At 64.1% G+C, this 23,374-nt stretch carries 25 protein-coding genes; 17 read left to right on the top strand and 8 right to left on the bottom strand.

Features of this window, described 5'->3' with window-relative positions; translation table 11 throughout:
* Window positions 1-7: 7 nt before the first annotated feature.
* On the bottom strand, window positions 8-502 hold the full coding sequence (locus tag GM910_RS05900) for a flavin reductase (protein ID WP_159586582.1): 495 nt from the start codon (window positions 500-502) through the stop codon (window positions 8-10).
* Between the two features lie 175 nt (window positions 503-677).
* Between GM910_RS05900 and GM910_RS05895 the strand changes: the two genes are divergently transcribed.
* The 5 genes from GM910_RS05895 to purB all read left to right on the top strand — a co-directional run bounded on the left by GM910_RS05895 (window position 678) and on the right by purB (window position 5,706).
* Entirely contained in the window at window positions 678-1,730 is a 1,053-nt protein-coding gene (locus GM910_RS05895) for a branched-chain amino acid ABC transporter substrate-binding protein (RefSeq protein WP_246225863.1), read from the top strand.
* Window positions 1,731-2,732, top strand: a complete 1,002-nt coding sequence (locus tag GM910_RS05890; protein WP_159586580.1) for a P1 family peptidase — start codon at window positions 1,731-1,733, stop codon at window positions 2,730-2,732. It abuts the gene before it with no gap.
* A 364-nt stretch (window positions 2,733-3,096) separates the two neighbouring features.
* A complete protein-coding gene (locus tag GM910_RS05885; protein WP_159586579.1) occupies window positions 3,097-3,816 on the top strand; it encodes a DUF2259 domain-containing protein in 720 nt (239 codons plus the stop codon).
* A 116-nt stretch (window positions 3,817-3,932) separates the two neighbouring features.
* Entirely contained in the window at window positions 3,933-4,340 is a 408-nt protein-coding gene (locus GM910_RS05880; RefSeq protein ID WP_159586578.1) for a hypothetical protein, read from the top strand.
* 58 nt (window positions 4,341-4,398) lie between these two features.
* A complete protein-coding gene (gene purB, locus GM910_RS05875; RefSeq protein WP_159586577.1) occupies window positions 4,399-5,706 on the top strand; it encodes an adenylosuccinate lyase in 1,308 nt (435 codons plus the stop codon).
* 167 nt (window positions 5,707-5,873) lie between these two features.
* On the opposite strand, the gene GM910_RS05870 is transcribed toward purB, so the two are convergent.
* The gene (locus tag GM910_RS05870; RefSeq protein WP_159586576.1) at window positions 5,874-6,680 is read right to left on the bottom strand and encodes a VOC family protein; all 807 of its coding nucleotides are present in this window, start codon (window positions 6,678-6,680) and stop codon (window positions 5,874-5,876) included.
* Window positions 6,681-6,892: 212 nt separating this feature from the next.
* On the opposite strand from GM910_RS05870, the gene GM910_RS05865 reads away from it, so the two are divergent.
* Complete coding sequence (locus tag GM910_RS05865; protein WP_159586575.1) at window positions 6,893-7,441, top strand: RBBP9/YdeN family alpha/beta hydrolase; 549 nt, start codon at window positions 6,893-6,895, stop codon at window positions 7,439-7,441.
* A gap of 18 nt (window positions 7,442-7,459) precedes the next feature.
* Here GM910_RS05865 and GM910_RS05860 read toward each other — a convergent pair whose 3' ends face one another.
* Both GM910_RS05860 and GM910_RS05855 read right to left on the bottom strand, forming a co-directional pair.
* Window positions 7,460-8,239 carry an HpcH/HpaI aldolase family protein gene (locus GM910_RS05860; RefSeq protein WP_159586574.1) on the bottom strand — a complete coding sequence of 260 codons (780 nt, stop codon included), beginning with the start codon at window positions 8,237-8,239 and terminating at the stop codon, window positions 7,460-7,462.
* Between the two features lie 9 nt (window positions 8,240-8,248).
* Window positions 8,249-8,569 (bottom strand): DUF1476 domain-containing protein, encoded by a 321-nt coding sequence (locus tag GM910_RS05855; protein WP_159586573.1) that lies wholly within the window; start codon window positions 8,567-8,569, stop codon window positions 8,249-8,251.
* Window positions 8,570-8,812: 243 nt separating this feature from the next.
* Here GM910_RS05855 and purC point away from each other — a divergent pair, with 243 nt between their 5' ends.
* The 5 genes from purC to GM910_RS05830 are packed head-to-tail and all read left to right on the top strand — an operon-like array spanning window position 8,813 to window position 11,232.
* Window positions 8,813-9,601 carry a phosphoribosylaminoimidazolesuccinocarboxamide synthase gene (purC, locus tag GM910_RS05850; protein ID WP_159586572.1) on the top strand — a complete coding sequence of 263 codons (789 nt, stop codon included), beginning with the start codon at window positions 8,813-8,815 and terminating at the stop codon, window positions 9,599-9,601.
* Between the two features lie 28 nt (window positions 9,602-9,629).
* Window positions 9,630-9,872: a phosphoribosylformylglycinamidine synthase subunit PurS gene (gene purS / locus GM910_RS05845; protein WP_159586571.1), complete on the top strand. Its 243-nt coding sequence runs from the start codon at window positions 9,630-9,632 to the stop codon at window positions 9,870-9,872.
* 24 nt (window positions 9,873-9,896) lie between these two features.
* Window positions 9,897-10,157, top strand: a complete 261-nt coding sequence (locus GM910_RS05840) for a hypothetical protein (protein ID WP_159586570.1) — start codon at window positions 9,897-9,899, stop codon at window positions 10,155-10,157.
* Window positions 10,154-10,822 (top strand): phosphoribosylformylglycinamidine synthase subunit PurQ, encoded by a 669-nt coding sequence (gene purQ / locus GM910_RS05835; protein ID WP_159586569.1) that lies wholly within the window; start codon window positions 10,154-10,156, stop codon window positions 10,820-10,822. Before GM910_RS05840 ends, purQ begins: the two co-directional genes overlap by 4 nt.
* Window positions 10,819-11,232 (top strand): hypothetical protein, encoded by a 414-nt coding sequence (locus GM910_RS05830; RefSeq protein WP_159586568.1) that lies wholly within the window; start codon window positions 10,819-10,821, stop codon window positions 11,230-11,232. The genes purQ and GM910_RS05830 overlap by 4 nt, the downstream gene beginning before the upstream one ends.
* Before the next feature lie 46 nt (window positions 11,233-11,278).
* Here the strand turns inward: GM910_RS05830 and GM910_RS05825 are convergent, their stop codons facing one another.
* Window positions 11,279-11,623, bottom strand: coding sequence for a DUF1127 domain-containing protein (locus GM910_RS05825; RefSeq protein ID WP_246225862.1), 345 nt, complete (start codon window positions 11,621-11,623; stop codon window positions 11,279-11,281).
* A gap of 1 nt (window position 11,624) precedes the next feature.
* On the opposite strand from GM910_RS05825, the gene GM910_RS05820 reads away from it, so the two are divergent.
* From GM910_RS05820 to GM910_RS05810, 3 genes are all read left to right on the top strand, one after another.
* Window positions 11,625-13,043, top strand: coding sequence for an aminotransferase-like domain-containing protein (locus tag GM910_RS05820; RefSeq protein WP_159586639.1), 1,419 nt, complete (start codon window positions 11,625-11,627; stop codon window positions 13,041-13,043).
* A 122-nt stretch (window positions 13,044-13,165) separates the two neighbouring features.
* Complete coding sequence (gene purL, locus GM910_RS05815; RefSeq protein WP_159586567.1) at window positions 13,166-15,397, top strand: phosphoribosylformylglycinamidine synthase subunit PurL; 2,232 nt, start codon at window positions 13,166-13,168, stop codon at window positions 15,395-15,397.
* Window positions 15,398-15,642: 245 nt separating this feature from the next.
* On the top strand, window positions 15,643-15,876 hold the full coding sequence (locus GM910_RS05810; protein WP_159586566.1) for a BolA family protein: 234 nt from the start codon (window positions 15,643-15,645) through the stop codon (window positions 15,874-15,876).
* Window positions 15,877-16,095: 219 nt separating this feature from the next.
* On the opposite strand, the gene cml is transcribed toward GM910_RS05810, so the two are convergent.
* Entirely contained in the window at window positions 16,096-17,304 is a 1,209-nt protein-coding gene (cml, locus tag GM910_RS05805; RefSeq protein WP_159586565.1) for a CmlA/FloR family chloramphenicol efflux MFS transporter, read from the bottom strand.
* A 406-nt stretch (window positions 17,305-17,710) separates the two neighbouring features.
* Here cml and grxD point away from each other — a divergent pair, with 406 nt between their 5' ends.
* Both grxD and GM910_RS05795 read left to right on the top strand, forming a co-directional pair.
* Window positions 17,711-18,046 (top strand): Grx4 family monothiol glutaredoxin, encoded by a 336-nt coding sequence (gene grxD / locus GM910_RS05800; protein WP_159586564.1) that lies wholly within the window; start codon window positions 17,711-17,713, stop codon window positions 18,044-18,046.
* Between the two features lie 209 nt (window positions 18,047-18,255).
* Window positions 18,256-19,503 (top strand): multidrug effflux MFS transporter, encoded by a 1,248-nt coding sequence (locus GM910_RS05795; RefSeq protein ID WP_246225861.1) that lies wholly within the window; start codon window positions 18,256-18,258, stop codon window positions 19,501-19,503.
* Here GM910_RS05795 and ttcA read toward each other — a convergent pair.
* Both ttcA and rpsD read right to left on the bottom strand, forming a co-directional pair.
* A complete protein-coding gene (gene ttcA / locus GM910_RS05790; protein WP_159586562.1) occupies window positions 19,487-20,350 on the bottom strand; it encodes a tRNA 2-thiocytidine(32) synthetase TtcA in 864 nt (287 codons plus the stop codon). The two genes, GM910_RS05795 and ttcA, sit on opposite strands and share 17 nt — an antisense overlap.
* Before the next feature lie 200 nt (window positions 20,351-20,550).
* Window positions 20,551-21,168 carry a 30S ribosomal protein S4 gene (gene rpsD, locus GM910_RS05785; RefSeq protein WP_159586561.1) on the bottom strand — a complete coding sequence of 206 codons (618 nt, stop codon included), beginning with the start codon at window positions 21,166-21,168 and terminating at the stop codon, window positions 20,551-20,553.
* A gap of 501 nt (window positions 21,169-21,669) precedes the next feature.
* Between rpsD and GM910_RS05780 the strand changes: the two genes are divergently transcribed.
* The gene (locus GM910_RS05780) at window positions 21,670-23,337 is read left to right on the top strand and encodes a M10 family metallopeptidase C-terminal domain-containing protein (protein ID WP_159586560.1); all 1,668 of its coding nucleotides are present in this window, start codon (window positions 21,670-21,672) and stop codon (window positions 23,335-23,337) included.
* Window positions 23,338-23,374: the final 37 nt, after the last annotated feature.

Raw genomic sequence — 23,374 nt, 5'->3', positions numbered from 1 at the left:
CGGAAGCTTAGAGAACGCGGTAGCCGCGGTCGTGGTAAAGCAGCGGGCGCAGGTTAGCGCCCACGCGCAGGCCTGTCACCTTGCCGAAATAAATACGGTGGGTGGCAAGTTCCTTGGTGTCGATCACCTGGCAGTCGAAAACGGCCATGGCGCCGATTAGCGCCGGCGCCCCCGTCGACAGCGTCTCCCACTCGGCAAGGGCGAAACGCTCGTCGGGCGGCAGGCGGGTGAGACCGGAGAAGGCGTCCGACAGTTCCTGATGATCGACGGCCAGCGTGTTGAGCGCGAAGACGCCGTTCTCCAAGAAGAGATCGTTGTTGACGTTCTCGCGGTTGAGGCAAACGAGCACGATGGGCGGGTTGTCGGAGACGGAACAGGCGGCGATGACGGTGACACCGCGGCGCCCGGCGGGTCCGTCGGTGGTGACGACGTGCACGGCGCCGGCGAAGCGGGCCATCGCGTCACGATAATGCTGCGGTGCTATGTCGTTGGTCTTCAGCACGAAAATTCCCCGTCGCCTCGGTTTACAGATAGGTTGCGGCCAGGCGCATACAAGCGGCCGGCGGGCCGCCTCAATAGCGTGTTGCGCCCGGCCCCGCCACCATTTACCAGTGGCGGAACTTCAGAACCATGCGTGTCAATTGAGGATTTTCGGCCTGTACCCCTTGCGTCCAATCGTGCTTGCCCTTCAACTTTCCGCCCTGGCGGCGGTGGGCCCGGCGCATGCGCAGGAGGTGATCGTCGGCCTTGCGGCGCCACTGAGCGGCAATTTCGCCACGCTGGGCACGCAATGGGCGGAAGGCGCGCGGACGGCGGCCGGGGGCGACGCGGGGGCGCGGCTGGTCGAGGCGGACGATGCCTGCACCGAGGAAGGCGGGGCCGCGGCGGCCCACGCGCTGGTGGAGGCGGGCGCGGCGATCGTCATCGGCTTTCTGTGCACGCCGGCCGTCGAGGCAGCCATGCCGATCCTGAAGGAAGCAGGCGTTCCGGTCGTCACCCCGGTGCGCACGGGCGGCCTGACCGACCAGAAGGCGCGCACGGACTGGCCGGTCTACCGGCTCGGCCCCCGCTCCGACGACGAGCGCGAGGCGGTGGCCGACATCCTGATCCGGCGCTGGCGCAACGAATTCTTCGCCATCGTGGACGACGGGACGATCTACGGGCGGGAGCTTGCGGAGAACCTGAGGGCGGCCGCCGGACTGGCGGAGTTGGAGCCGGTCTTCATGGACACGTTCAGGCCTCAGCTCGACAACCAGATCGGCCTTGTCGGCCGGCTGCGGCGGGCGGGCGCGACCCATGTCTTCGTCGGCGGCGACCGCAGCGACGTCGCCATAATGGCGCGCGATGCCGGGGAACTCGGCTATGAGGTGACCCTGGCGGGTGGAGAGGCGCTCAGAGCCGAGGACGGCCCGGTGCCGCTTGCCGCCGGCGTGCTGATGGTCGGGCTGCCTGAGTGGCATGACGTCGCCGCCCCGCAGATACTTCAGGCGCTGCGGGAGGCGGGCGTGAAGCCGGAGGGCTATGTGCTGCCTGGCTATGCGGCCGTCCAGCTTGCCACGGGTGCCGTGCGCGTCGCGGCCGAGGACGGCAGGCCGGTCGAGGAGATTTTGAACGATTTCGCCTTCGATACGGCGATCGGGATCGTCCGCTTCGACGAAAAAGGCGATCTCGCGCGCAACATCTACCGGCTTTTCCGCTACGACGGCGAGGAATTCGTGGAGGTCGAATAGATGTTCCGGACCGGCGCCAGGAACCTCATCACCGATGTCGCGGGCATCAAGGTCGGCAACAGCCAGGATGCGCGGCTGAAATCCGGCGTGACCGTGGTGCTGTGCGAGGAGCCGGCGACGGCGGGCGTCAAGGTGCTGGGCGGCGCGCCGGGCACGCGCGAGACGGACCTCCTGGCGCCGCAGAACCTCATCGAAAGTGTGGATGCGGTGGTGCTTTCCGGCGGCTCGGCCTTCGGGCTCGATGCCGCCTCCGGCGCGCAGGGCGCGCTGCGCGAGATGGGCAGGGGCTTCGAAGTGGGAGGCTTCCGCGTGCCCATCGTGCCGGCGGCGATCCTGTTCGACCTCGCCAATGGCGGCGACAAGGACTGGGGCCGCTTCCCGCCCTATCGCGAACTCGGCTACGAGGCGACGCAGGCAGCCGCGGCCGACTTCGCGCTCGGCTCGCACGGCGCCGGCACCGGGGCCACCACGGCGGGGCTGAAAGGCGGGCTCGGCTCGGCCTCGTGCATCCTGCCGAACGGCGTCACCATCGGCGCGCTGGTGGCCGTCAATGCCGTCGGCTCCACGACGATCGGCGACACGGCACATTTCTGGGCGGCGCCCTTCGAGATCGGTGCCGAGTTCGGCGGCCTCGGCCTCCCCTCGCCGCTTCCCGGCAACGCGCACGATGTCGCCACCAAGCTCGGCGGAGCAAGGCCCGGCGGCAACACCACCATCGGCGTGATCGCCACCGACGCGAAACTCACCAAGGCCGCCGCGCACCGGCTGGCGATCGCCGCCCACGACGGCTTCGCCCGCGCCATATGGCCGGCGCATACGCCGCTCGACGGCGACCTCGTCTTCGCGCTGGCGACGGGGCGCGGCGGTGTGGAACCGGATGTCGCCGCGAGCATCGAGCTATATGCCGCCGCCGCAGCCACCATGGCCCGCGCCATCGCCCGCGGGGTCTTCGCGGCGGAAAAGGCGGAAGGCGACGTGATGCCGGTGTGGTCGGAGCGGTGAGGCTGCCTTCCTTTGTAAAATCAAGATGGTCGGCGCCCCTTCGCGCCCCCCTCTGTCCTGCCGGACATCTCCCCCACACGGGGGGAGATCGGCTCTTCATCGATGTTTCGCCTCTCCTGCAGCGTTGAAGATTGGCGAACGCGGCGATGACAGCCAATCTCCCCCCGTGTGGGGGAGATGTCCGGCAGGACAGAGGGGGGCGCGAAGGGGCTCGGCGGTGAATCGTAACTGTAAAACTAGGATGGAATCTTTAGTTCGGCTTCGCCGACCTTAGGACTCCTCAAGAGGTAACGGAAAGGCGCCCTCGCCCATGGCGGCGGAAAAGGGTATAAGCCGCAGTGCGAAAACGAGAGGGGCTTCTTCCATGCCGACCTTGCGCCTGTTCGCGGCCCTTGCCGCGCTCCTGCTAGCGTTGCCCGCCGCGCGCGCCGGCGATACGGCGGCGGTGGAGATCCTCGGTTTCAGTGCCGACGGCGGCATCTTCGCCTTCGAGGAATACGGCATCCAGGACGGCTCCGGATTTCCCTATGCCAACCGCTTCTACATCGACACGGCAAGCGACAGCTTCCTGCCCGGCACGCCGGTCCGCGTGCGCATCGACGACGAGGAGGCGGCGCTGGAAACGGCCAGGCAGGAAGCCAAAGATCAAGGCCAGGCGGTGATTTCCGACGCCGAACTCACCCCCGGCTTTACCGCCGGCTGGAACGCGGTGACGGAGCTTTCGGCCGACCCGCACCGCATGATGGTGAACCCGCGCCCCGTCGTGCCGCCGATCGACGAGGCGCTGGAATTCCGCCTGGAGGAACTGCACCTTCCACAGCCCGAAAACTGCGAGGACCTGGGCATGATCATGGGCTTCCGCCTCCTGCGGATCGGCACCGCGCCGGGCGGTGAGACCGCGACCGTGCACGAGGACGAGACCATCCCGTCGAGCCGCCGCTGCCCGCTCGGCTACCGGCTGACGGGCATCCAGACCTATCATCCACAGGGCGGGCCGGCGGTCTTCGCCGTCCTGATCGCCGTCCGCGGCTTCGGCTTCGAGGGACCGGACCACCGCTTCATCGCGATCACGGGACAGCTTTAGGCGTGCAGCACGGTCCTTTCACGCCCGTTTCGGCGGCATATTCCACGAGCCGTTCGAAAGCCGCGCTGCCGCCCATAGGCGCAACAGTGCTCGGCACGGTGCTTTGGAGCCTGATAATGGGCGCAAGCGCTCTCGCCGGGATCGCGCACTGGGCCGATCATTCGCGGGTCGCCATGATCACCCTCACCTTCACCCTTGGTGCCGCGCTCGCCTTCCCGGCCGCCCTCTACCCGGCCTGTCAGGTGGCGCGGCGCTTCGAGACCAGCCGCCGCTTCGCCTGTTTCTTCCTGGCGCTGAGCGTTATGACCGTCGGCCTCACGGCGCTGGTCTTCGCATTCCAATACGTGGTTTCCGTTACCGCCTGGCATGAGGGGGTAGGTCTCCACGACCTTGCCGATTGGCTCCTTTTTACCACGGCGACCGCACTCTACGAGTTTGCCGTGCTCGGCCTGAGGCTCTATTTTCCTTACGGGCTGTTTGCCCTTTTTGCCTTCGGCCTGTGGTTTGCCGCCCGGTTGCGTTGACACCCTCCGCTCGTCTGCTACACCCTGGATGGCTTCCCTTCGAAGAACAGGCAAACGCATGATCCCGCGCTATTCGCGGCCCGATATGGCCGCCATCTGGTCGCCCGAGACGAAATTCCGCATCTGGTTCGAGATCGAGGCGCACGCGGCCGACGCCATGGCCGAACTCGGCATCGTGCCGAAGGAAGCGGCCAGGACCATCTGGGAGAAGGCGGGCAACGCCACCTTCGACATCGAGCGCATCGACGAGATCGAGCGTGAGACGAAGCACGACGTCATCGCCTTCCTGACGCATCTGGCCGAGATCGTCGGGCCGGAGGCGCGCTTCGTGCACCAGGGCATGACCTCGTCGGACGTGCTCGACACCTGCTTCAACGTGCAGCTTGCGCGGGCGAGCGACATCCTGCTTGCCGATCTTAACGCCCTGCTCGCGGCGCTCAAGAAGCGTGCATACGAGCACAAGGACACCGTCACGATCGGCCGCAGCCACGGCATCCATGCCGAGCCCACCACCTTCGGGCTGAAGCTGGCGCAGGCCTATGCCGAGTTCTCCCGCTGCCGCGAGCGGCTGGTGAATGCGCGAGAGGAGATCGCCACCTGCGCCATTTCCGGCGCCATCGGCACCTTCGCCAATATCGATCCCCGCGTGGAGGCCCATGTGGCCGAGAGGATGGGGCTGAAGGTGGAGCCGGTCTCCACCCAGGTGATCCCGCGCGACCGGCATGCGATGTATTTCGCCACGCTGGCCGTCATCGCCTCCTCCATCGAGCGGCTGGCGATCGAGGTGCGGCACCTGCAGCGCACCGAGGTGCTGGAGGCGGAGGAATATTTCTCGCCGGGGCAGAAAGGCTCGTCGGCCATGCCGCACAAGCGCAACCCGGTGCTTTCGGAAAACCTCACCGGGCTTGCCCGCATGGTGCGCGCCTATGCGGCCCCCGCCATGGAGAACGTGGCGCTCTGGCACGAACGCGACATCTCGCATTCGTCGGTGGAGCGCATGATCGGGCCGGATGCGACGGTGACGCTGGATTTCGCGCTGGCGCGGCTGACGGGGATGATGGAGAAGCTGGTCGTCTACCCGGAAGCGATGGAGAGGAACCTCAACCGTTTCCGCGGCCTCGTGCACTCGCAGCGCGTGCTTCTGGCGCTCACCCAGGCCGGCGTCTCCCGCGAGGACGCCTATCGGCTGGTGCAGCGCAACGCCATGAAGGTGTGGGAAGAAGGGGCGGATTTTCTGGAGGAGCTGCTTGGCGACACGGATGTGCGGGCGGCGCTTTCAAAGGACGAGATCCGCGAGAAATTCGACCTCGGGTATCACACCAAGCACGTGGATACGATTTTCAAAAGGGTGTTTGGGGAGGGCTGATTCTTCCGCAAGCTTTCCGGGTAGCTCGGCGCCCTTTCGCGCCCCCCTCTGTCCTGCCGGACATCTCCCCCACGAGGGGGGAGATCAGCTATCACCTCCGCCTTCGCCAATCGACGAGGTTGCAGAGGCGCCGAAGCAGGCGGCCGGCGCAATCTCCCCCCTTGTGGTCAGCTCGAAGGCACCACGCGCACGACCGTCCCCCACGGGTCCTCGAGCGTGCGTTCCTCCTCGGCATCGGCCACCCGCATCGCCACCCATGCAAGGCCCGCGCGCTTGGGATCGCGCCGTTTCGCACCGGGGCTGTGCCAGTTATTGGCGCCGATGTGGTGGTGGTAGCCGCCCGAGGCGAGGAAGACGGCGCCCGGGCGGTAGCGGGCCATGGTGTCGAGGCCCAACGCTTCGTGCCACCAGCGCTCGGCCTCCGCCGGCTCGCCGACGCGCAGGTGCACATGGCCGACGACGGCGCCCTCGGGGGCGCCTTGCCAGGCATCGTCGGCGCCCGGCGTCGCAAGAAGGCTTTTGAAATCGAGCGGCAGGGTCTTCATGGCGACCTGGCTGCCGTCCCACTGCCAGCTTTCGCGTGGGCGGTCGGCATAGATCTCGATGCCGTTTCCTTCCGGGTCGCTCAGATAGATCGCCTCGCTCACCAGATGGTCGGAGGCGCCTTCGAGCGGGGTCTGCCGTTCGATGGCGCGGCGCGCCCAGCGGGCAAGGTCGGCGCGGGCGGGCAAGAGGAAGGCGGTGTGGAAGAGGCCCGCTTCGCGCGGGTCGTCCGGTGCGGCGGCGGCATCCTCCTCGATCGTCAAGAGCGGCCTTTCGCCGGCGCCAAGCACGATCGTTCCATTGCGCCGCGATTGTTCAACGAGGCCTACGGTGTCGCGGTAGAAGGCGGCCAGCTTGTCCGCGTCGCGTGCCTTGAGACCGATTTCCGCGACGCTTACCGGCGTGGTGACGGAGAAGGGAAGGTCTTTCATTTCAAACTCCTGGCGCTGCATGCTGAAACACCGCATCATGCAGCCCGATAGGAGCCGGCCGTCATCGCCGCCGGTTCGTGAGGATAATCGGTGTCGTTCGGCTATTTGATACCGCGCCGCTATATGCACAAGCGCTGAACAGCGAACACCGTGTTCACCGATTTCGACCCAAGCAGTTGCGCCTGTCCGTGAGGCTGGCTACATGCGGCGCCATGAAAGCCAAGGACGCCGACATCCTGATCATCCCCGGATACACCAATTCCGGCCCCGACCACTGGCAGAGCCGCTGGCAGGCGCGGCTGTCGACAGCCCGCCGCGTCGAGCAGGCGGAGTGGAGGAAGCCGGTGTGCGAGGACTGGGTGGCGAGGCTGGCCGAGGCAGTGAACGAGGCGGAGCAGCCGGTGGTTCTGGTCGGCCATTCGCTGGGCGTGGCGACGGCGGTGCAGGCTATCCCCCACTTCCGCAAGCCGGTGGCGGGCGCCTTCTTCGTGGCGCCGCCGGAAGTGACGAACCCGAATATCAGGCCCAGGCACCTGATGACCTTCGGGCCCTACCCGCGCGATCCCCTGCCCTTTCCCGCAATCGTGGTGGCCAGCCGCAACGACCATTTCGGCAGCTTCGAGGCCGCCGAGGATATCGCGGCGGCCTGGGGAGCGCAGCTTCTGGACGCCGGCAATGCGGGGCATATCAACGCCGAAGCGGGTTTCGGCCCCTGGCCCGAAGGCTCGCTCACCTTCGCGCGGTTCCTGTCGCGGCTTTAGTCCCCCCGCTAGGGAAGCTTAGCCGATGCTCTCCCTCGCCGCGGCGATGAGGTTGTCCGCCCCCTTCGCCAGATAGACCCCTTCGTTGCCGAGGGCGAAAAGGCGGTAGCCCATGCCATGGTAGCGTCCGACGAGGGCCGGATCGACCACGTAGATGGCCGCGTGCTTGCCGGCCGCCCGCGTCTTTTCGGCGATCGTTGCGACCGCCTCCATCATGCCCTCGTGGGAGGGATCGACCGTCTTTCCCTCGGTCCAGGCGATGGAGAAATCCGAGGGGCCGAGGAAGATGCCGTCGATGCCGTCGACGGCCAGCATATCGTCGATAAGGGAAAGGGCGGCGCGCGTTTCCACCATGGCAAAGGCGATCGTGCGGCGGTCGGCCCCGGCCAGCCAACTGGCGGCATCCGGCTCGCCGCACCGCTGCATGGCGATGGTCGGCCCCCAGGAGCGCTCGCCGCGCGGCGGGTATTTCATCGCCGCGGCGAAGCGACGCGCGTCCTCGAGCGAGTTCACCATCGGCGCGATGACGGCTTCGGCCCCGAAATCGAGAGCGCGGCTTGCCATATCGAAGCGCCCGACCGGCACGCGGACGATGGCGTGGCGGCCGTGAAAGGCCAGAGGCACGATGCCGCGCAGCACGCTGTCCTCATGATGGCCGCCGTGCTGCATGTCGAGCGTGACGGCGTCGAAGCCGAGGCAGGCGACGGCCTCGACCGTCAGCGCATCGGGGATCGACGACCAGGCCGTAAGGATCCCCTCCCCGGCATCGAGCCGGTCTGCCAGCGTTGCTGAGCGCATGGGAGCGGCCTATGCGTTCTTGACCTGATCGATCGCCTCATTGAGGAGCTCGCTCATGGTGCGGCGGATCTGATGGTCCGACTGCTGCACGCCGGCGGCGTCGAAATCGCGCCGGACCTTTCGGAAGACGTCTTCCTCGCCGGCTTCCTCGACGTCTGCCTTGATCACCTCGATCGCGTAGGCATCGGCCTCGGCGCCGGTCTTGCCCAGCTTCTCCGCCGCCCACAGGCCGAGCAGCTTGTTGCGGCGCGACATGGCCCTGAACTTCATCTCTTCGTCATGGACGAATTTGCGCTCGAACGTCTCTTCGCGGTCTTTCATGCTGCTCATGCTCTATTTATCCTCCGGCATCGCCCGTGCCGCCATGGCGGCTTTCGGCTGCTAGAATAGCAGGTCGGCACGGACAAACCAGAAGCTTGGTGGCGGGTCAATAGAGCCGTTGATGGCGCTAAATGGCGATTGAGATAGCGGCGCGTTTGCGCTAGACCGCATAAAGCCGTTAAGGCGCACCTCTTTTCGAGCCGGCCATGTGACCAACACCCTGAAAAACCGGCAAATAGCCCAGGAAAAGCCATGAACCGTCGCCGCCGCATCTATGAAGGCAAGGCCAAGATTCTCTATGAAGGGCCGGAGCCCGGTACGCTGATCCAGTTCTTCAAGGACGACGCCACCGCCTTCAACAAGAAAAAGCACGAGATCGTCGACGGCAAGGGCGTGCTCAACAACCGCATCTCGGAGTATATCTTCGAGCATCTGAACCGGATCGGCATCCCCACCCACTTCATCCGCCGGCTCAACATGCGCGAGCAGCTGATCAAGGAAGTGGAGATCATTCCGCTCGAGATCGTGGTGCGCAATATCGCCGCAGGGCAGCTCGCCAAGCGGCTCGGCATCGAGGAAGGCACGGTGCTGCCGCGCTCCATCATCGAGTTCTATTACAAGGCCGATGCGCTGGACGACCCGATGGTCTCCGAAGAGCACATCACCGCCTTCGGCTGGGCGAGCCCGCAGGAGATCGACGACATCATGGCGCTGGCCATCCGCGTCAACGATTTCCTGTCCGGTCTTTTCCTCGGCGTCGGCATCCAGCTCGTCGATTTCAAGATCGAATGCGGGCGGCTGTTCGAGGGCGACATGATGCGCATCGTCGTGGCCGACGAGATATCGCCCGACAACTGCCGCCTGTGGGATACCGCCACGCAGGACAAGATGGACAAGGACCGCTTCCGCCGCGACATGGGCGGGCTTGTCGAAGCCTACCAGGAGGTGGCGCGCCGGCTCGGCATCATGAACGAGAACGAGCCCTCAAAGCCGAGCGGGCCGGTGCTCGTGTCCTCCAAGGATGGCGAGACGCGCCACTGAGGGCGCGTCCGGCACGGAGAGAAGCGAAGTGATCAAGGCACGAATCATCGTCACCCTGAAGAACGGCGTGCTCGACCCGCAGGGCAAGGCCATCGAAGGCGCACTCGGGGGCCTCGGCTTCTCCGGTGTCGGCTCGGTGCGGCAGGGGAAAGTGTTCGACGTCGAATTGCAGGACAGCGACCGCGCGAAAGCAGAAGCCGCGCTGAAGGAAATGTGCGAGCGTCTTCTGGCGAACACGGTGATTGAAGACTATAGTATTGCCATTACTTGAAGTTGTGGCAGAGGGGTCGAGGCAATGACGGAGACGGCAAGCACGTTCATGTATGAGCTCCTCAAGAAGATGCAGGAGCGCTTCGACAAAGTGGATTTCACGCTGCACGAGGTGAAGTCGGAGATGAACAGTATGCGTGGCACGATGGTTGCCATGCAGGGCGACATCCACAACATATACGGCGTCCTCGCCCGCCAAGACGACCGGCTCGACCGCATTGAGCGGCGCCTCGACCTTCGCGAAATGGCCGAACCACCACAGAAACCTTACGATCCGAACGCATGAAATCAGCCGTCATCCAGCTTCCCGGCCTCAATCGCGACCGCGATATGATCGCCGCGCTCACCAAGATTTCCGGCAAGGCGCCGGTCACCGTCTGGCAGACCGAGACGGAACTGCCCGATGTCGACCTCATCGTCATTCCCGGCGGTTTCTCCTATGGCGATTACCTGCGTTGCGGGGCGATCGGCGCGCGCATGCCGGTGATGAAGGCGGTGGCGGAGAAGGCGGCGAAGGGCGTGATGGTGATGGGCGTGTGCAACGGCTTCCAGATCCTTCTGGAAGCCGGGTTGCTCCCCGGCGCTCTGATGCGCAACGCGTCGCTGAAATTCGTCTGCCGCGAGGTGAAGCTGGAGGTGGCGAATGCCAACACGGCGTTCACGCGCGGCTATGCGCCGGGTGAAATCATCCGCTGCCCCGTCGCCCATCACGACGGCAACTATTTCGCCGATCCCGGCACGCTCTCCCGCATCGAGGGCGAGGGACAGGTGGTCTTCCGCTACGCCGAGGGCACCAATCCCAACGGCTCCGTCAACGACATCGCCGGCATCATCGGTGAAGGCGGCAACGTGCTGGGCATGATGCCGCATCCTGAAAACCTGATCGAGGCCGCCCATGGCGGTTCCGATGGGCGGGCGCTCTTCGAAGGCCTTTTGGGAAAAGCCGCGTGAGCCGGACGCAAAGGGGCTTGGCTGCCGGCGCGTTGCTGCTCGCCGCCCTTCTGGCCGGCTGCCAGAGCGAGCCGATGGGCGGGCCGCTGGCGCTGCAAATCGAGGCGCATGAGCCGGTTGCGGCGCTCCAGCGGATCAACGAGGCGGGCGTGAGATGCTGGGTCCGCTCGTCGGATGCAGCCTTCCAGGACTTGCATCTCGTGCCCGAGCTCGACACGAGCGTCGGGCGTCCGCGCCTTCTTCTGCTCAGGAGGGGCAAGGCCGAAGGCCTGCCGGTGCTGGTGATCGAAGCCGCGGGCTCGCCCGTCACTCTGACGACCTACGGGCCACTCGCCAGCACGCGCACCGGCGGGCGGGTGAACGCGGACATCAAGCGCTGGTCGAGCGGAACGCCGAGCTGCCGTGGGTAGAACCCGTCGCGTTCAGGCGGGCTTGGCTGAATGCACCAAAAAACGATCAGTCCCAGAAAGGCCTGATCCCTTCCCGGACTGCATCGGCGCGGGAGATGCCGATGTCCTTGAGTTGCTCGTCGGACAGTTCGAGCAGAGCGTGCCGGCTGCGACGCTTTTCCATCATGCTCTCCAGCCGTTCGGCTATCGCCACCAGGAGGCGGGCGAGGCGTTTGGCGGCGAGCCCGAAGGACAAGCCCGAGCGCGAACGATGGCGTATTGTACCAATTGTATCCATCTTTCTACTGCCTTTTTCACACCGCAGCCCCATAATTGGGGAGAAAACGGCCCTTCCATCGCCCTTCCCCGTATTAATTGACTCATTTTCGATGGCAATATAGAGAATTGTCATGATGACAAATTGGCTTCCCAACCTCTCCAGCGGCACCGGGCCGCTCTATCTGCGGCTCGCCGACCAGATCGAAAGCGACATCGAGCGCGGTGTCCTGGCGAAAGGCGCAAAGCTGCCGCCTCAGCGCAACCTCGCCTTCGACTTGCGGGTAACGATCGGCACGGTGAGCCGCGCCTACGCGCTCGCGCGCGAGCGCGGGCTGGTCAGCGGCGAGGTCGGGCGCGGCACCTACATTCTGGACCACGGGCGCGGCATGCCTCAGGCCGGGCCGGCGCTGGCGTCGAGCGGGATGGAGGGGACGCGCGAGATGGAGGCGCCGGCCGGAAAGCTGCATTTCGATGCCACGGCCGCACCGGACGTGGGACAGGGCGAAACCATTGCCGCGTTGTCGGCCAGGATCAACCGCGACCACCCCCACGAGGCAGCAAGCTATACGCGGCGCTTTCCCGACCGCTGGGCGCAAGCCGGCAGCCGCTGGCTCGCCAGGGGTTCGTTCCGGCCGGAGCCGCATTGCATCGTGCCGACGCTGGGGGCGCACGCCGCCGCCGTCGCCATCATCTCGGCGGTCACCGCGCCGGGCGATCACATCGCCTTCGAGCACCTCACCTATTCGCAGGTGGCGCGCAGCGCCAGCCTCGTCGGCCGGCGCATTGCGCTCATCCGGTCCGACGAACAGGGCATCGTTCCGGAGGATTTCGAGCGGGTGTGCGCGCAGCGGCACCCAAAGATGGTGTTTTCGATGTCGGCGGTGCAGAACCCGACGGTCGCGACGATGCCGGAGGCGCGGCGCATCGCCGTTGCCGAGATCGCCCGCAGGTACAATGTGTGGCTGATCGAGGACAATCTCTACGGCGCCCTTACCGACGACCCGTCCCCCTTGCTCGTCGAACTGGCTCCCGAGCGCACCTTCCATGTGGGCGGCCTTTCGAAGTCGGTCGCCGCCGGCGTGCGCGGCGGCTGGGTCGCCTGCCCGCCGAACTACGAGCGCCGCATCCAGGTGGCGCACCGGATGCTGACGGGCGGCCTGCCGTTCATGCTGGCCGAGCTCTCGGCCCAGCTCGTTCTTTCGGGCGAGGCCGACGCGATCCGGGCGCGCTGCGTTAAGGAGAACAATGCGCGGCTTGCGCTGACGCACGATGCGCTTGCCGGCTTCGACCTCAGATCCTGCCCGAACATTCCGTTCGTCTGGCTGGAATTGCCGGAACCGTGGCTGTCCGCCACGTTCAAGAACGCGGCGTCGGAGGAAGGCGTGCTGATCGACGATGCGGACGAGTTCAAGGCGGGGCGGTCGGACCAGGTGTTCCACCATGTCCGCCTCGGCATATCGGCCCCGCGCGGACGCGAGGAAGCGGCCCGTGGCCTTGCCATCGTCCGCCGGCTTCTGGAGCATGGCGGCGCCGGATATGACAGCTACGACTGAGGAGCGGCCGGCTGCCCACGGATTTTTCAGCCTCTCCCGCGGTTTTTTCGTCAAAGAGCGGTGAAACGCGGCGCAAGGTGCGCTATGAGCCGCCTGTAGCCTCCCGCAATCGATAGCCGCAGATGACCATTCCCAACGCGATTCCCATCACCGACGAACTCGTGGCCGCGCACGGGCTGAAGCGTGAAGAATACCAGCGCATCATCGCGCTCATCGGCCGCGAGCCGACCTTCACCGAGCTCGGCATCTTCTCGGCCATGTGGAACGAGCACTGCTCCTACAAGAGCTCGAAGAAGTGGCTGCGCACGCTGCCGACCTCGGGGCCACGGGTCATCCAGGGGCCTGGCGAGAATGCCGGCGTGGTGGACATCGGCGACGGGCAGGTGGTCGTCTTCAAGATGGAGAGCCACAACCACCCCTCCTACATCGAGCCCTACCAGGGCGCGGCGACGGGCGTCGGCGGCATCCTGCGCGACGTCTTCACCATGGGCGCCAGGCCCATCGCCGCCATGAACGCGCTGCGCTTCGGCGCGCCGGACCATCCGAAGACGCGGCATCTGGTGGCCGGCGTGGTGGCCGGCATCGGCGGCTACGGCAATGCCTTCGGCGTGCCGACGGTTGGCGGCGAGGTAAATTTCGACCCGCGCTACAACGGTAACATCCTGGTCAACGCGTTTGCCGCCGGCATCGCCCGCACTGACGCCATCTTCTATTCGAAGGCGGAAGGCGTCGGCTTGCCGGTCGTCTATCTCGGCGCCAAGACGGGGCGCGACGGCGTCGGCGGGGCGACGATGGCCTCGGCCGAGTTCGACGCCGACATAGACGAGAAGCGCCCGACCGTGCAGGTGGGCGATCCGTTCACCGAGAAATGCCTGCTGGAGGCCTGCCTGGAGCTGATGGCGACGGGCGCCGTCATCGCCATTCAGGACATGGGAGCGGCGGGGCTCACCTGTTCGGCCGTCGAGATGGGCGCCAAGGGCGACCTTGGCATCGTGCTCGAGCTCGACAAGGTGCCGGTGCGCGAGGAGCGCATGTCGGCCTACGAGATGATGCTGTCGGAAAGCCAGGAGCGCATGCTCATGGTGCTGCGGCCGGAGAAGGAGCCGGAAGCCGAGGCGATCTTCCGCAAATGGGGGCTCGATTTCGCTATCGTCGGGCATACCACCGACGACAAGCGCTTCCGCATCCTTCACCAGGGTGAGGAGGTGGCGAACCTGCCCATCAAGGAGCTGGGCGACGAGGCGCCGGAATACGACCGGCCCTGGGTGGCGCCCAAGGCGCCCTCTCCCCTCGACCCCGCCGGCGTGCCGCAGGCCGACATCGCCGAGACGCTCCTGGAGCTGATCGGCTCGCCCGATCTTTCCTCCCGGCGCTGGGTGTGGGAGCAGTACGATACGCTGATCCAGGGCAACTCGCTGCAGCTTCCCGGCGGCGATGCCGGCGTGGTGCGCGTCGAGGATCACCCGACGAAGGCACTCGCCTTTTCTTCCGACGTCACGCCGCGCTACTGCGAGGCCGACCCTTATCAAGGCGGCAAGCAAGCGGTGGCCGAATGCTGGCGCAACCTGACGGCGACGGGCGCGGAGCCGCTGGCGGCGACGGACAACCTCAACTTCGGCAATCCGGAGCGGCCGGAGACCATGGGCACCTTCGTGCGCGCCGTCGAGGGCGTGGGCGAAGCTTGCCGGGCACTCGGCTTCCCGATCGTCTCCGGCAACGTCTCGCTCTACAACGAGACGCTGGGTGAAGCGATCCCGCCGACGCCCACCATCGCCGGTGTCGGCCTCATCCCGGATTGGTCGAAGATGGCGCGCATCGCCTTTGCGGGGGAAGGCGAGACGATCCTTCTCGCCGGCGCGCCGGAAGGCTGGGGCACACATCTGGGTCAATCGGTTTACCTGCGCGACATCCATGGCCGCGCCGACGGCCCGCCGCCGCCGGTGGACCTGGCGCACGAGAAGCGCGTCGGCGACTTCGTGCGCGGCCTCATTCGATCTGGCAAGGCCACGTCCGCACATGATTGCTCCGACGGCGGGCTCGCCGTGGCGTTGGCGGAAATGGCGATGGCCTCCGGCATCGGTGCGTGGATCGAAGTGCCTCCGGGCGCCGATCCGGCCGCCTCCTTCTTCGGCGAGGATCAGGGGCGCTATGTGCTGACCGTTGCGGCTTCGCCGCAGGAAATCGACGCGCTTCTGGCCGAGGCGCAAAAGGCCGGGGTTCCGCTCGCCCGCCTCGGCACGACAGGCGGCGGCGAACTGCAGCTCGGCCAGGCGCGCGCGCTGCCCGTGGCGGCAATCAAGAAAGCCCATGAAGGCTGGTTCCCCGCCTTCATGGAAGGAGAGAATTTGCTATAGCAAGGCTCGCCAGCCCGATGTTGTTGCATCGAAGAATTCACAGCCTCCTCGCCCGGCGAACGGTCGACGTCGAGGCCACAGTCATCATCTGGTGGGGAATCGTCCCCTGGGGAGCCACCCTCGGCGACGCGGTTATAGAGGCTGCGGGCAGACCATGACGGGAGCGGATTTCCGCTTTATGAGGCCGATCCAAATGTGGCAGAATTGCTTGCCGTTTTGGGATGGTGAGATTTGGGAGTAACTCCATGGCAATGAACGCCGGCGACATCGAGCGCCTCATCAAGGAAGCCATTCCCGATGCGAAGGTCACCATCCGCGACCTTGCCGGCGATGGCGACCATTACGCCGCCGAGGTGGTGGCCGAGAGTTTTCGTGGCAAAAGCCGCGTGCAGCAGCACCAGATGGTCTATGATGCGTTGAAGGGCAATATGGGCGGCACCCTTCACGCGCTGGCGCTGCAGACGAGCGTGCCTGAATAGGCGGAGCGCTGCATAGGTCCGTCTCGTTCGAATTCCGCAGCGGGTGGGTAGGAAACGTTTAGACCAGTTCTTCGTTTCATGGAATCGATGAACTGGTCTAACTCGTTGTTTTGTCTCAGTTCCGGATGGAAAGCCGGTTTCCACTTTTCCTGGAATTGCTGTAGCCACCGTCGATGCTGACGAGCGGCCCAACGTCGCGGGCCGCTCGTGGAAACAGCATTACGCGGTTTGTAGACGCATGCCTCGAATGCGAAGCCACAGCAGCGCCGCCAGGGTGGTCACCACCATGCCGGCTGAGTAAGCGATCAAGGGCCAAGCGGTGTCGCCGTTCAGCGCGACCACAAAGCAGGTGCCGACAACACCGACAATGAGGCTCTGGATGCAGAAATGCAGGGCGACGGCGGTACCGGCGATATCCCCAAACTCCTGCAACGCGCCGTTGGCCGATACAGAGATCGTGAATACGATTCCCACCGCCATCAGCCACATCGGCAGGATGAACGACCAGAACGATGGCGGCAGGGAGAGTTGGCCCAGCAGCAGCACACAGGCGCCCAGCATCAGAAGTGCCATGCCGCGGACAGCGCTTCCGGCAGTTCCCCACCGCTCCATAAAGAGCCTTGCGAAACGTGCCGTGGCGATCATGACGAAGGCGACGGTCGCGAATGCCGAGCTAAAACCGATCTCGGAGAATCCGGCACCGTCGATCAAGACACGTGGTGCCGTTGAGAAGAACACAAAGAACGTGCCCATAGCCGCCCCAAAGCCCAGTGTGTAAGTCCAGAAGGCAAGGCTCTTCAACACCGGACCGAACGACGCTCTACGCGGCGCTTCTTTGACCGGCCGCGTTTCATGCCATGCGGGCAACGCGCAGACGAGCAACACCACGGCAGGGACGCCCAGAGCGATAAAGATGAAGCGCCATCCGAGGGAACCGGCAATGAGCGCACCGGCAATGGGGCCGAGCGCCGGCACGAAGGCCAGCATCGCGTTCATGAGGCTGTAGATGACGGCGCTTTCCTGCCTTTCCGCGTAAACATCGCGTATGGTCGCAAAGAGCGCCACCAGCATTGCCGACGCGCCTACCGCCTGCACCAGCCGGAGCGTCACGAAAAGATACGCCGAGGATGTGGCTGCCAGGGCAAACGATGCCGCTGCGAAAAGCACTGCGCCGCCGATCAGCACCGGGCGACGGCCAAGCCGATCGGAGAGCGGGCCGAAGACGATCTGCCCGACGCCGAGCATGATCATGTAGAGGGTGAGGGTCAATTGGACCACCGCCGGCGTCGTCTGGAGGATTTCCGGCATTGCAGGAACGACCGGCAGATAGATGTCCATGCCGAGCGAGGCGAGAATGTTGAAGGGGGCCAGAAGCATCAAAGCCACTGGCAGGCTGTAGGTCCACAGCCGTGGATTCTGAGTAGGCATGACGAAGCATCCGCTCAAATGAGTGACATTTGGCGGCGGTCTGCACTGCCATGATTTGAAAGCGGAACCGGGCAGACTGCCGCAACAACAAGGCAAGCGTTGTTGCGGCCTATCGGTCTGACTGCTTCGGTTCCATGGGGTCGAGCCTGAATGATGTGGTCGATAAACGGTAGGGCCGTCCTTTACCAAGTACGACCTGACCTGGCAATCGCCGGCTCTGGACGTGGCGATCGGCGGCATCAACGAACTTCTGCAACAGGCCGAGAAGGGAAATACCGCCAGCGAACTTCATCACTCGCCGTGGTCAAATCCGCCCCCTCCGCATTGCACCGCGCCGGATCGTGCAATAGATAATGGTCAGCACAGCTTACGAATGCCGGCCTTGCCGGCAACGAAAGGACAGGCGATGAGCGGTATCAACGAATTCATCGACAACGAGGTGAAGGCGAACGACGTCGTTGTCTTCATGAAGGGCACGCCCGGCTTTCCCCAGTGCGGCTTTTCGGGCCAGGTCGTGCAGATCCTCGACTATCTCGGCGTCGACTATAAGGGCATCAACGTGCTCACCTCGGATAATCTGCGCCAGGGCATCAAGGAATTCTCCAACTGGCCGACCATTCCGCAGCTCTATGTGAAGGGCGAGTTCGTCGGCGGGTGCGATATCATCCGCGAGATGTTCCAGGCCGGCGAGTTGCAATCGTTCTTCGCCGAAAAGGGCGTGAGCGCGCGCGGCGCCGCTTAGGGAAACGTAAAACCGGCCCTCCCCCGGCATGGCGTGAAAACGCCTTCCGGGGCCGGGTCGGCATTTGAACGTCGTTACGGCGCGTCGGCCGCAGGGCCGACGCGTCTTTTTGCCGTCATCCGATCCCGGCGCCTTGGGCACCGGTATCGAGCATTCTTGTCGAAACGAGCGCGCCTTCCTCCATGCGCGCCGCCGCCGGAGCAGGAACCATGGACGAATCCGCCGCACGGGAAGAGCCGGTCCGATCGCGCGTGACGATCGGCAAGGCCGAGTTCATCGCGCTCGCAGCCGCGCTCATGGCAATGAATGCGATGGCGATCGACATCATGTTGCCGGCACTGCAGCAGATCGGCGGCGCTCTCGGGGTTGCAGACGAAAACAGCCGGCAGTTCGTCATCACCGCCTACGTCGTCGGCTTTGGCGGCGCACAGCTCTTCTACGGGCCGATCTCCGACCGTTTCGGGCGGCGCGGCCCGCTGCTCACGGGGCTCGTCATCTACATGTGCGCCGCCCTTGCCGCCGCCTTTGCGCCGAGCTTCGCCGCACTCCTGGCGCTGCGCGTTCTCCAGGGCATCGGCGCCGCCGCCACGCGCGTCATCGCCGTTTCGGCCATCCGCGACATCTTCGGCGGGCGGCAGATGGCGGAAGTTTTATCCATGGTCATGATGGTCTTCATGGTCATCCCCGTGATGGCGCCCAGCCTCGGCCAACTCATCATGATCTTCGGCAACTGGCCGGAGATATTCCTGCTCATGGCGGGGCTTGCCTTTGTCGTGGCGCTGTGGGCCTGGCTGCGCCTGCCGGAGACCCTGCCTCAGACCATGCGGCGCGCGCTTTCGCTGCGCTCGGTGGTGCAAGGCTTCGGCTACGTCCTCACCGACCGCATCGCGTTCTGCTATATGCTCGCCGCGACGGCGATCTTCGGGGCGCTGTTCGGCTTCATCAACTCCGCGCAGCAGATCTATGTCGACATCTACGGGCTCGGAACCTGGTTTCCACTGCTCTTTGCCGTCGGCGCGGGCTTGATGGCGCTGTCATCCTTCACCAATTCGCGCTTCGTCGGCCGTCTCGGCATGCGGCGGCTGTCGCACGGCGCGCTTGTGACCTTCGTCGCCGTCAACGCGCTGTGGCTGACGCTGTCGCTGATGGGGCCGATATCCTTCCCGCTCTTCTTCGTCCTCTTCTCGGCCTCCATGTTCATGTTCGGCTGGATCGGGCCCAACTTCAACTCCATCGCCATGGAGCCGCTGGGGCACGTTGCGGGCACAGCGGCCGCCGTGCTCGGCTTCGTCACCACGCTAGGCGGCGGGCTCCTGGGCGCCATGATCGGCCAAGCCTTCGACGGCACGCTGACGCCGCTCGCCGGCGGTTATTTCGTCGTCTCCGTCGTTGCCTTGATACTGGTGCTCATCGGCGAGCGCGGCCGGCTGTTCCGAACGGTCAATCCGCCGGTTTAGCGGCATTCAGAGAGGCGAAGTCGAACAGCTTGCGGTCCAAGAGGTGCGAGGGGCGCGCGTTGGCGAGCGCGCGGATGATGGTGTCCTTGCGGCCGGGCATGCGCTTCTCGATGTCGGCAAGCATGCTCTTCATGGCGTCGCGCTGCAGCCCTTCCTGGCTGCCGCACAGATCGCACGGGATGATGGGGAAGCGCATGGCTTGCGCGAATTTTTCGAGATCGGCCTCGGCGCAGAAGCTCAACGGACGCAACACCATGACGTCGCCCTCGTCGTTGAGGAGCTTGGGCGGCATGGCGGCAAGCCGCCCGCCATGGAACAGGTTCATGAAGAACGTCTCGAGGATGTCCTCGCGGTGATGGCCGAGGACCAGGGCCGAGCACCCCTCCTCCCGCGCGATGCGGTAGAGATGGCCGCGGCGCAGGCGCGAGCATAAGGAGCAATAGGTGCGGCTTTCGGGGATCTTGTCCGTCACCACCGAATAGGTGTCCTGGTACTCGATACGGTGGGGAACGCCGAGGCAGGTGAGATAGTCCGGCAGGACGTGCTTCGGGAAATTCGGCTGGCCCTGGTCGAGGTTGCAGGCGAGAAGCTCGACCGGCAGGAGGCCGCGCCATTTGAGGTCGAGCAGCACGGTCAACAGACCGTAGGAATCCTTGCCGCCGGACAGCGCCACCAGCCAGCGCGCGCCGGGGGCGGCCATCGAGAACGCCTCGATCGCCTCGCGCGTCTGGCGCAGGAGGCGCTTCCTCAACTTGTTGAACTCCACCGAGGATGGCGCGTCCGCAAAGAGCGGATGGCTTGCCACGTCGGCCGGCGCTTCCAGGTCGGGCTGTTGATGGACTGTCATCATGCCCCCTGCATAGCCTTAGAGCCGCAAAAGAAAAAGGCCGCACGTGGTGGCGGCCTTTCCCGAAGCGGTGTCGGCCAGTGGTGCGATCCTGACAGATGGTGCCCATCTGTCAGGACAAATCGCCCCACCAGGCCAATAGCTTGTGGGCTGATTTTTCCAAACAGATGGATACCATCTGTTTGGGTCAGGCCACTAGGTCAGCGCGAGTAGAACTCGATGACCAGGTTCGGCTCCATGTGGACGGCGTAGGGCACGTCGGCAAGCGCCGGAATACGGATGTACTTGGCGACCATCTTGTTGTGGTCGGCCTCGACATAATCCGGCACGTCGCGCTCGGCGAGCTGAACCGACTCCAGCACGAGGACGAGCTGCTTCGACTTCTCGCGCACCTCGATCACGTCGCCCGGCTTGCAGCGGTAGGACGGGATGTTGACGCGGCGGCCGTTCACATTGACGTGGCCGTGGTTGACGAACTGGCGCGCGGCGAAGATGGTCGGCACGAACTTGGCGCGGTAGACGACGGCGTCGAGGCGCGATTCCAGAAGGCCGATCAGGTTCTCCGTCGTCTCGCCCTTGCGGCGGTTCGCCTCGTCGTAGATGCGGCGGAACTGCTTTTCGGAGATGTCGCCGTAGTGGCCCTTGAGCTTCTGCTTGGCGCGCAGCTGCTGACCGAAATCGGACAATTTGCCCTTGCGGCGCTGGCCGTGCTCGCCGGGGCCGTATTCGCGGCGGTTGACCGGCGACTTGGGCCGTCCCCAGACGTTCTCGCCAAGACGACGATCGAGTTTGTACTTTGCGGAGTGGCGTTTGCTCATCGCATTCCCTTTTCAAACAACACACCCGGCACCTCATGCACCGAGCGAAGGAAACGCGCCCTCCTCTGGCCTCCGTTTTCGAGGCCTGACAGGAAAACCGCCGCACGCTTGTGGCGATTTCCACGGGACACGTTAAAAAGCGCGGCGGCGAGTGAACGCCATCGCGCTGGCGTGGGAGATAGGGGAGATCGGCAGGAAAGTCAACGGTTTTGGGTAGGTGACGGGATTGGAAAGAGCAAATGTCCGACCCTCGCGCGCGTGATGTTTATCAGGCGGCGCACAGCACACGCGCCGTAACGAGCGTTACGATGTGCCATCCGGCGTCTCGTCCGATCGCACGGGGTGAACGGCAGGAGATCTTCCAACACATGTTGCGGTAACGCGTCGTTTGGGATCGTTGTGACAATTGATTTTTACTTTCATACACCAATAAATACTGTGACATCCACCGAAATCATCGGTGAAACGACTGTATTATATTGAATATAATGAGATATTATGATGAATGATACTTATCATACCACTGACCCTGACATCCAATTGCACGAACCCATCCTGGACCGCCCGCTGCCGCTGACGAAACAGGGGCTGCAGGGAATGGTGGACTATCTCACCAGTGGTTATTCGAAAGACCGCGGAGATCTGTCCACGACCCGCGGGGACGCTGAAGAAAGAAAAGCCACCGGTTATGTCGACGGCTTTCCTCGCGAGGAAAGAGAGTTCACCTATCGCCTGTATGGTTTTTCCGAGGAAAGAGCAAAGCTCGTCGAGACCGCCCTCCAGGCATGGGAGGATGTAGCCGACATCAGGTTCACAAGAATTCCTGACGATGTGGTAAGCGACAGACCTCCCAATATAACCTTCAGGGGCGATGGAGAATCTCGTGAGGATGGTGCGGGGGCAGCTGCCGGTTTTGCCTGGGGGGCTGCCAAGATCCATACCCCCGACAATTCCGCTGACCGCGATCTGGCGCTGCGAACTCTGACGATGACGGACGACGAGCTTATCGCAGCGGGTTTTCCCGAGGAAGCGATACCGGAGGTGCGGATGATGACCGAAGAAAAGATTCTTAAAGTCGCCAAGGCCAGTGACTTGACAACGATTATGCACGAGATCGGCCATGTGTTGGGATTGGGCCACCCTGGAAACTACAACGGGGGAGCGGAAGCAGAACACGGAAAGTTATTTGAGAAAGAATCCTCGCAACTGTCGATCATGTCGTACCATCACAACAGACAAGAGGATTTGTCTCAACTCGTTCCAGTTACACCGCAAATGGCGGATATTCAGGCTATGCAATATCTCTACGGAGCTGCGGAAACCCGGATCGGCAATACCACATACGGGTTTAACATTTCCGAAGACGACTTCCCCAATACCAATGAGATATATGACCTAACCAGGTTCGGCAAGCTAATCAGCTTTACTATATACGATTCAGGCGGTACCGACACGCTCGATGTCTCCGGATTCAACGAAGACCAGACCATCGACCTTCGGAGCGGAGCTTTCTCGAGTGTCGGCGGCAAGAACGACAACATCGGGATCTATATCGATACCGTCATCGAGCACGCCAAAGCAGGTGGCGGCGACGATATCCTTATTGGAAACGAAGCCGATAATTGGCTCTATGGCAATCATGGATCCGACAAGCTCTACGGTCTCGGCGGCAACGATATACTTTTGGGAGACGACCCTTCCATACCCTGGGTCGGCGGCAAAGACATCCTCGAGGGCGGGGATGGCGATGATCTCCTCTTGGGGATGGCCGGGGACGACGAATTGAACGGCGGTAACGGCGCCGACACGCTATATGGCTACACCGGCGACGATGTTTTGACAGGCGGTGCAGGCAAGGACATCTTCCTCTTCGAAATGTATGACAATGTCCTTGCGACGGGCGATGATGCTGCGATGGACATTGGAATAGGCAATGACACTATTACCGACTTTGAACAAGGATTTGACAAGCTTGTCTTCTACGGAAATGCAGTACCGTCCAGCATGGATGATGTTGATATAGACTACGGAAGAATGGATGGAGTGCATATCAACTATCAGGACAACTGTATCCTCCTGGAAGGATTTCATGGAAGGCTCGACAGCAGCAGTTTCGCCTTTCTCAGCGATTCCGCTTTCATTGTCTCCCCGGTCATTCTCATCGGATAAGATGTTGGACACTCAACACCACTGAAGAAGAGGCGGT

Source organism: Chelativorans xinjiangensis, assembly GCF_009812055.1.
Taxonomy (GTDB): Bacteria; Pseudomonadota; Alphaproteobacteria; order Rhizobiales; family Rhizobiaceae; genus Chelativorans; species Chelativorans xinjiangense.
This window is presented reverse-complemented; position numbering and strand designations above follow the sequence as displayed.

Excerpts from the sequence above, each read along its gene's own strand:
- cml (WP_159586565.1), bottom strand. The coding sequence starts at position 17,304 with ATGCCTACTCAGAATCCACGGCTGTGGACCTACAGCCTGCCAGTGGCT.
- purQ (WP_159586569.1), top strand. The coding sequence starts at position 10,154 with ATGAAATCAGCCGTCATCCAGCTTCCCGGCCTCAATCGCGACCGCGAT.
- GM910_RS05870 (WP_159586576.1), bottom strand. The coding sequence starts at position 6,680 with ATGAAAGACCTTCCCTTCTCCGTCACCACGCCGGTAAGCGTCGCGGAA.
- GM910_RS05820 (WP_159586639.1), top strand. The coding sequence starts at position 11,625 with ATGACAAATTGGCTTCCCAACCTCTCCAGCGGCACCGGGCCGCTCTAT.
- GM910_RS05860 (WP_159586574.1), bottom strand. The coding sequence starts at position 8,239 with ATGCGCTCAGCAACGCTGGCAGACCGGCTCGATGCCGGGGAGGGGATC.
- purL (WP_159586567.1), top strand. The coding sequence starts at position 13,166 with ATGACCATTCCCAACGCGATTCCCATCACCGACGAACTCGTGGCCGCG.
- GM910_RS05825 (WP_246225862.1), bottom strand. The coding sequence starts at position 11,623 with ATGACAATTCTCTATATTGCCATCGAAAATGAGTCAATTAATACGGGG.
- grxD (WP_159586564.1), top strand. The coding sequence starts at position 17,711 with ATGAGCGGTATCAACGAATTCATCGACAACGAGGTGAAGGCGAACGAC.
- GM910_RS05780 (WP_159586560.1), top strand. The coding sequence starts at position 21,670 with ATGAATGATACTTATCATACCACTGACCCTGACATCCAATTGCACGAA.
- purB (WP_159586577.1), top strand. The coding sequence starts at position 4,399 with ATGATCCCGCGCTATTCGCGGCCCGATATGGCCGCCATCTGGTCGCCC.
- GM910_RS05880 (WP_159586578.1), top strand. The coding sequence starts at position 3,933 with ATGGGCGCAAGCGCTCTCGCCGGGATCGCGCACTGGGCCGATCATTCG.
- GM910_RS05810 (WP_159586566.1), top strand. The coding sequence starts at position 15,643 with ATGGCAATGAACGCCGGCGACATCGAGCGCCTCATCAAGGAAGCCATT.
- ttcA (WP_159586562.1), bottom strand. The coding sequence starts at position 20,350 with ATGACAGTCCATCAACAGCCCGACCTGGAAGCGCCGGCCGACGTGGCA.
- rpsD (WP_159586561.1), bottom strand. The coding sequence starts at position 21,168 with ATGAGCAAACGCCACTCCGCAAAGTACAAACTCGATCGTCGTCTTGGC.
- GM910_RS05865 (WP_159586575.1), top strand. The coding sequence starts at position 6,893 with ATGAAAGCCAAGGACGCCGACATCCTGATCATCCCCGGATACACCAAT.
- GM910_RS05885 (WP_159586579.1), top strand. The coding sequence starts at position 3,097 with ATGCCGACCTTGCGCCTGTTCGCGGCCCTTGCCGCGCTCCTGCTAGCG.
- GM910_RS05840 (WP_159586570.1), top strand. The coding sequence starts at position 9,897 with ATGACGGAGACGGCAAGCACGTTCATGTATGAGCTCCTCAAGAAGATG.
- GM910_RS05795 (WP_246225861.1), top strand. The coding sequence starts at position 18,256 with ATGGACGAATCCGCCGCACGGGAAGAGCCGGTCCGATCGCGCGTGACG.
- GM910_RS05890 (WP_159586580.1), top strand. The coding sequence starts at position 1,731 with ATGTTCCGGACCGGCGCCAGGAACCTCATCACCGATGTCGCGGGCATC.
- purC (WP_159586572.1), top strand. The coding sequence starts at position 8,813 with ATGAACCGTCGCCGCCGCATCTATGAAGGCAAGGCCAAGATTCTCTAT.
- GM910_RS05855 (WP_159586573.1), bottom strand. The coding sequence starts at position 8,569 with ATGAGCAGCATGAAAGACCGCGAAGAGACGTTCGAGCGCAAATTCGTC.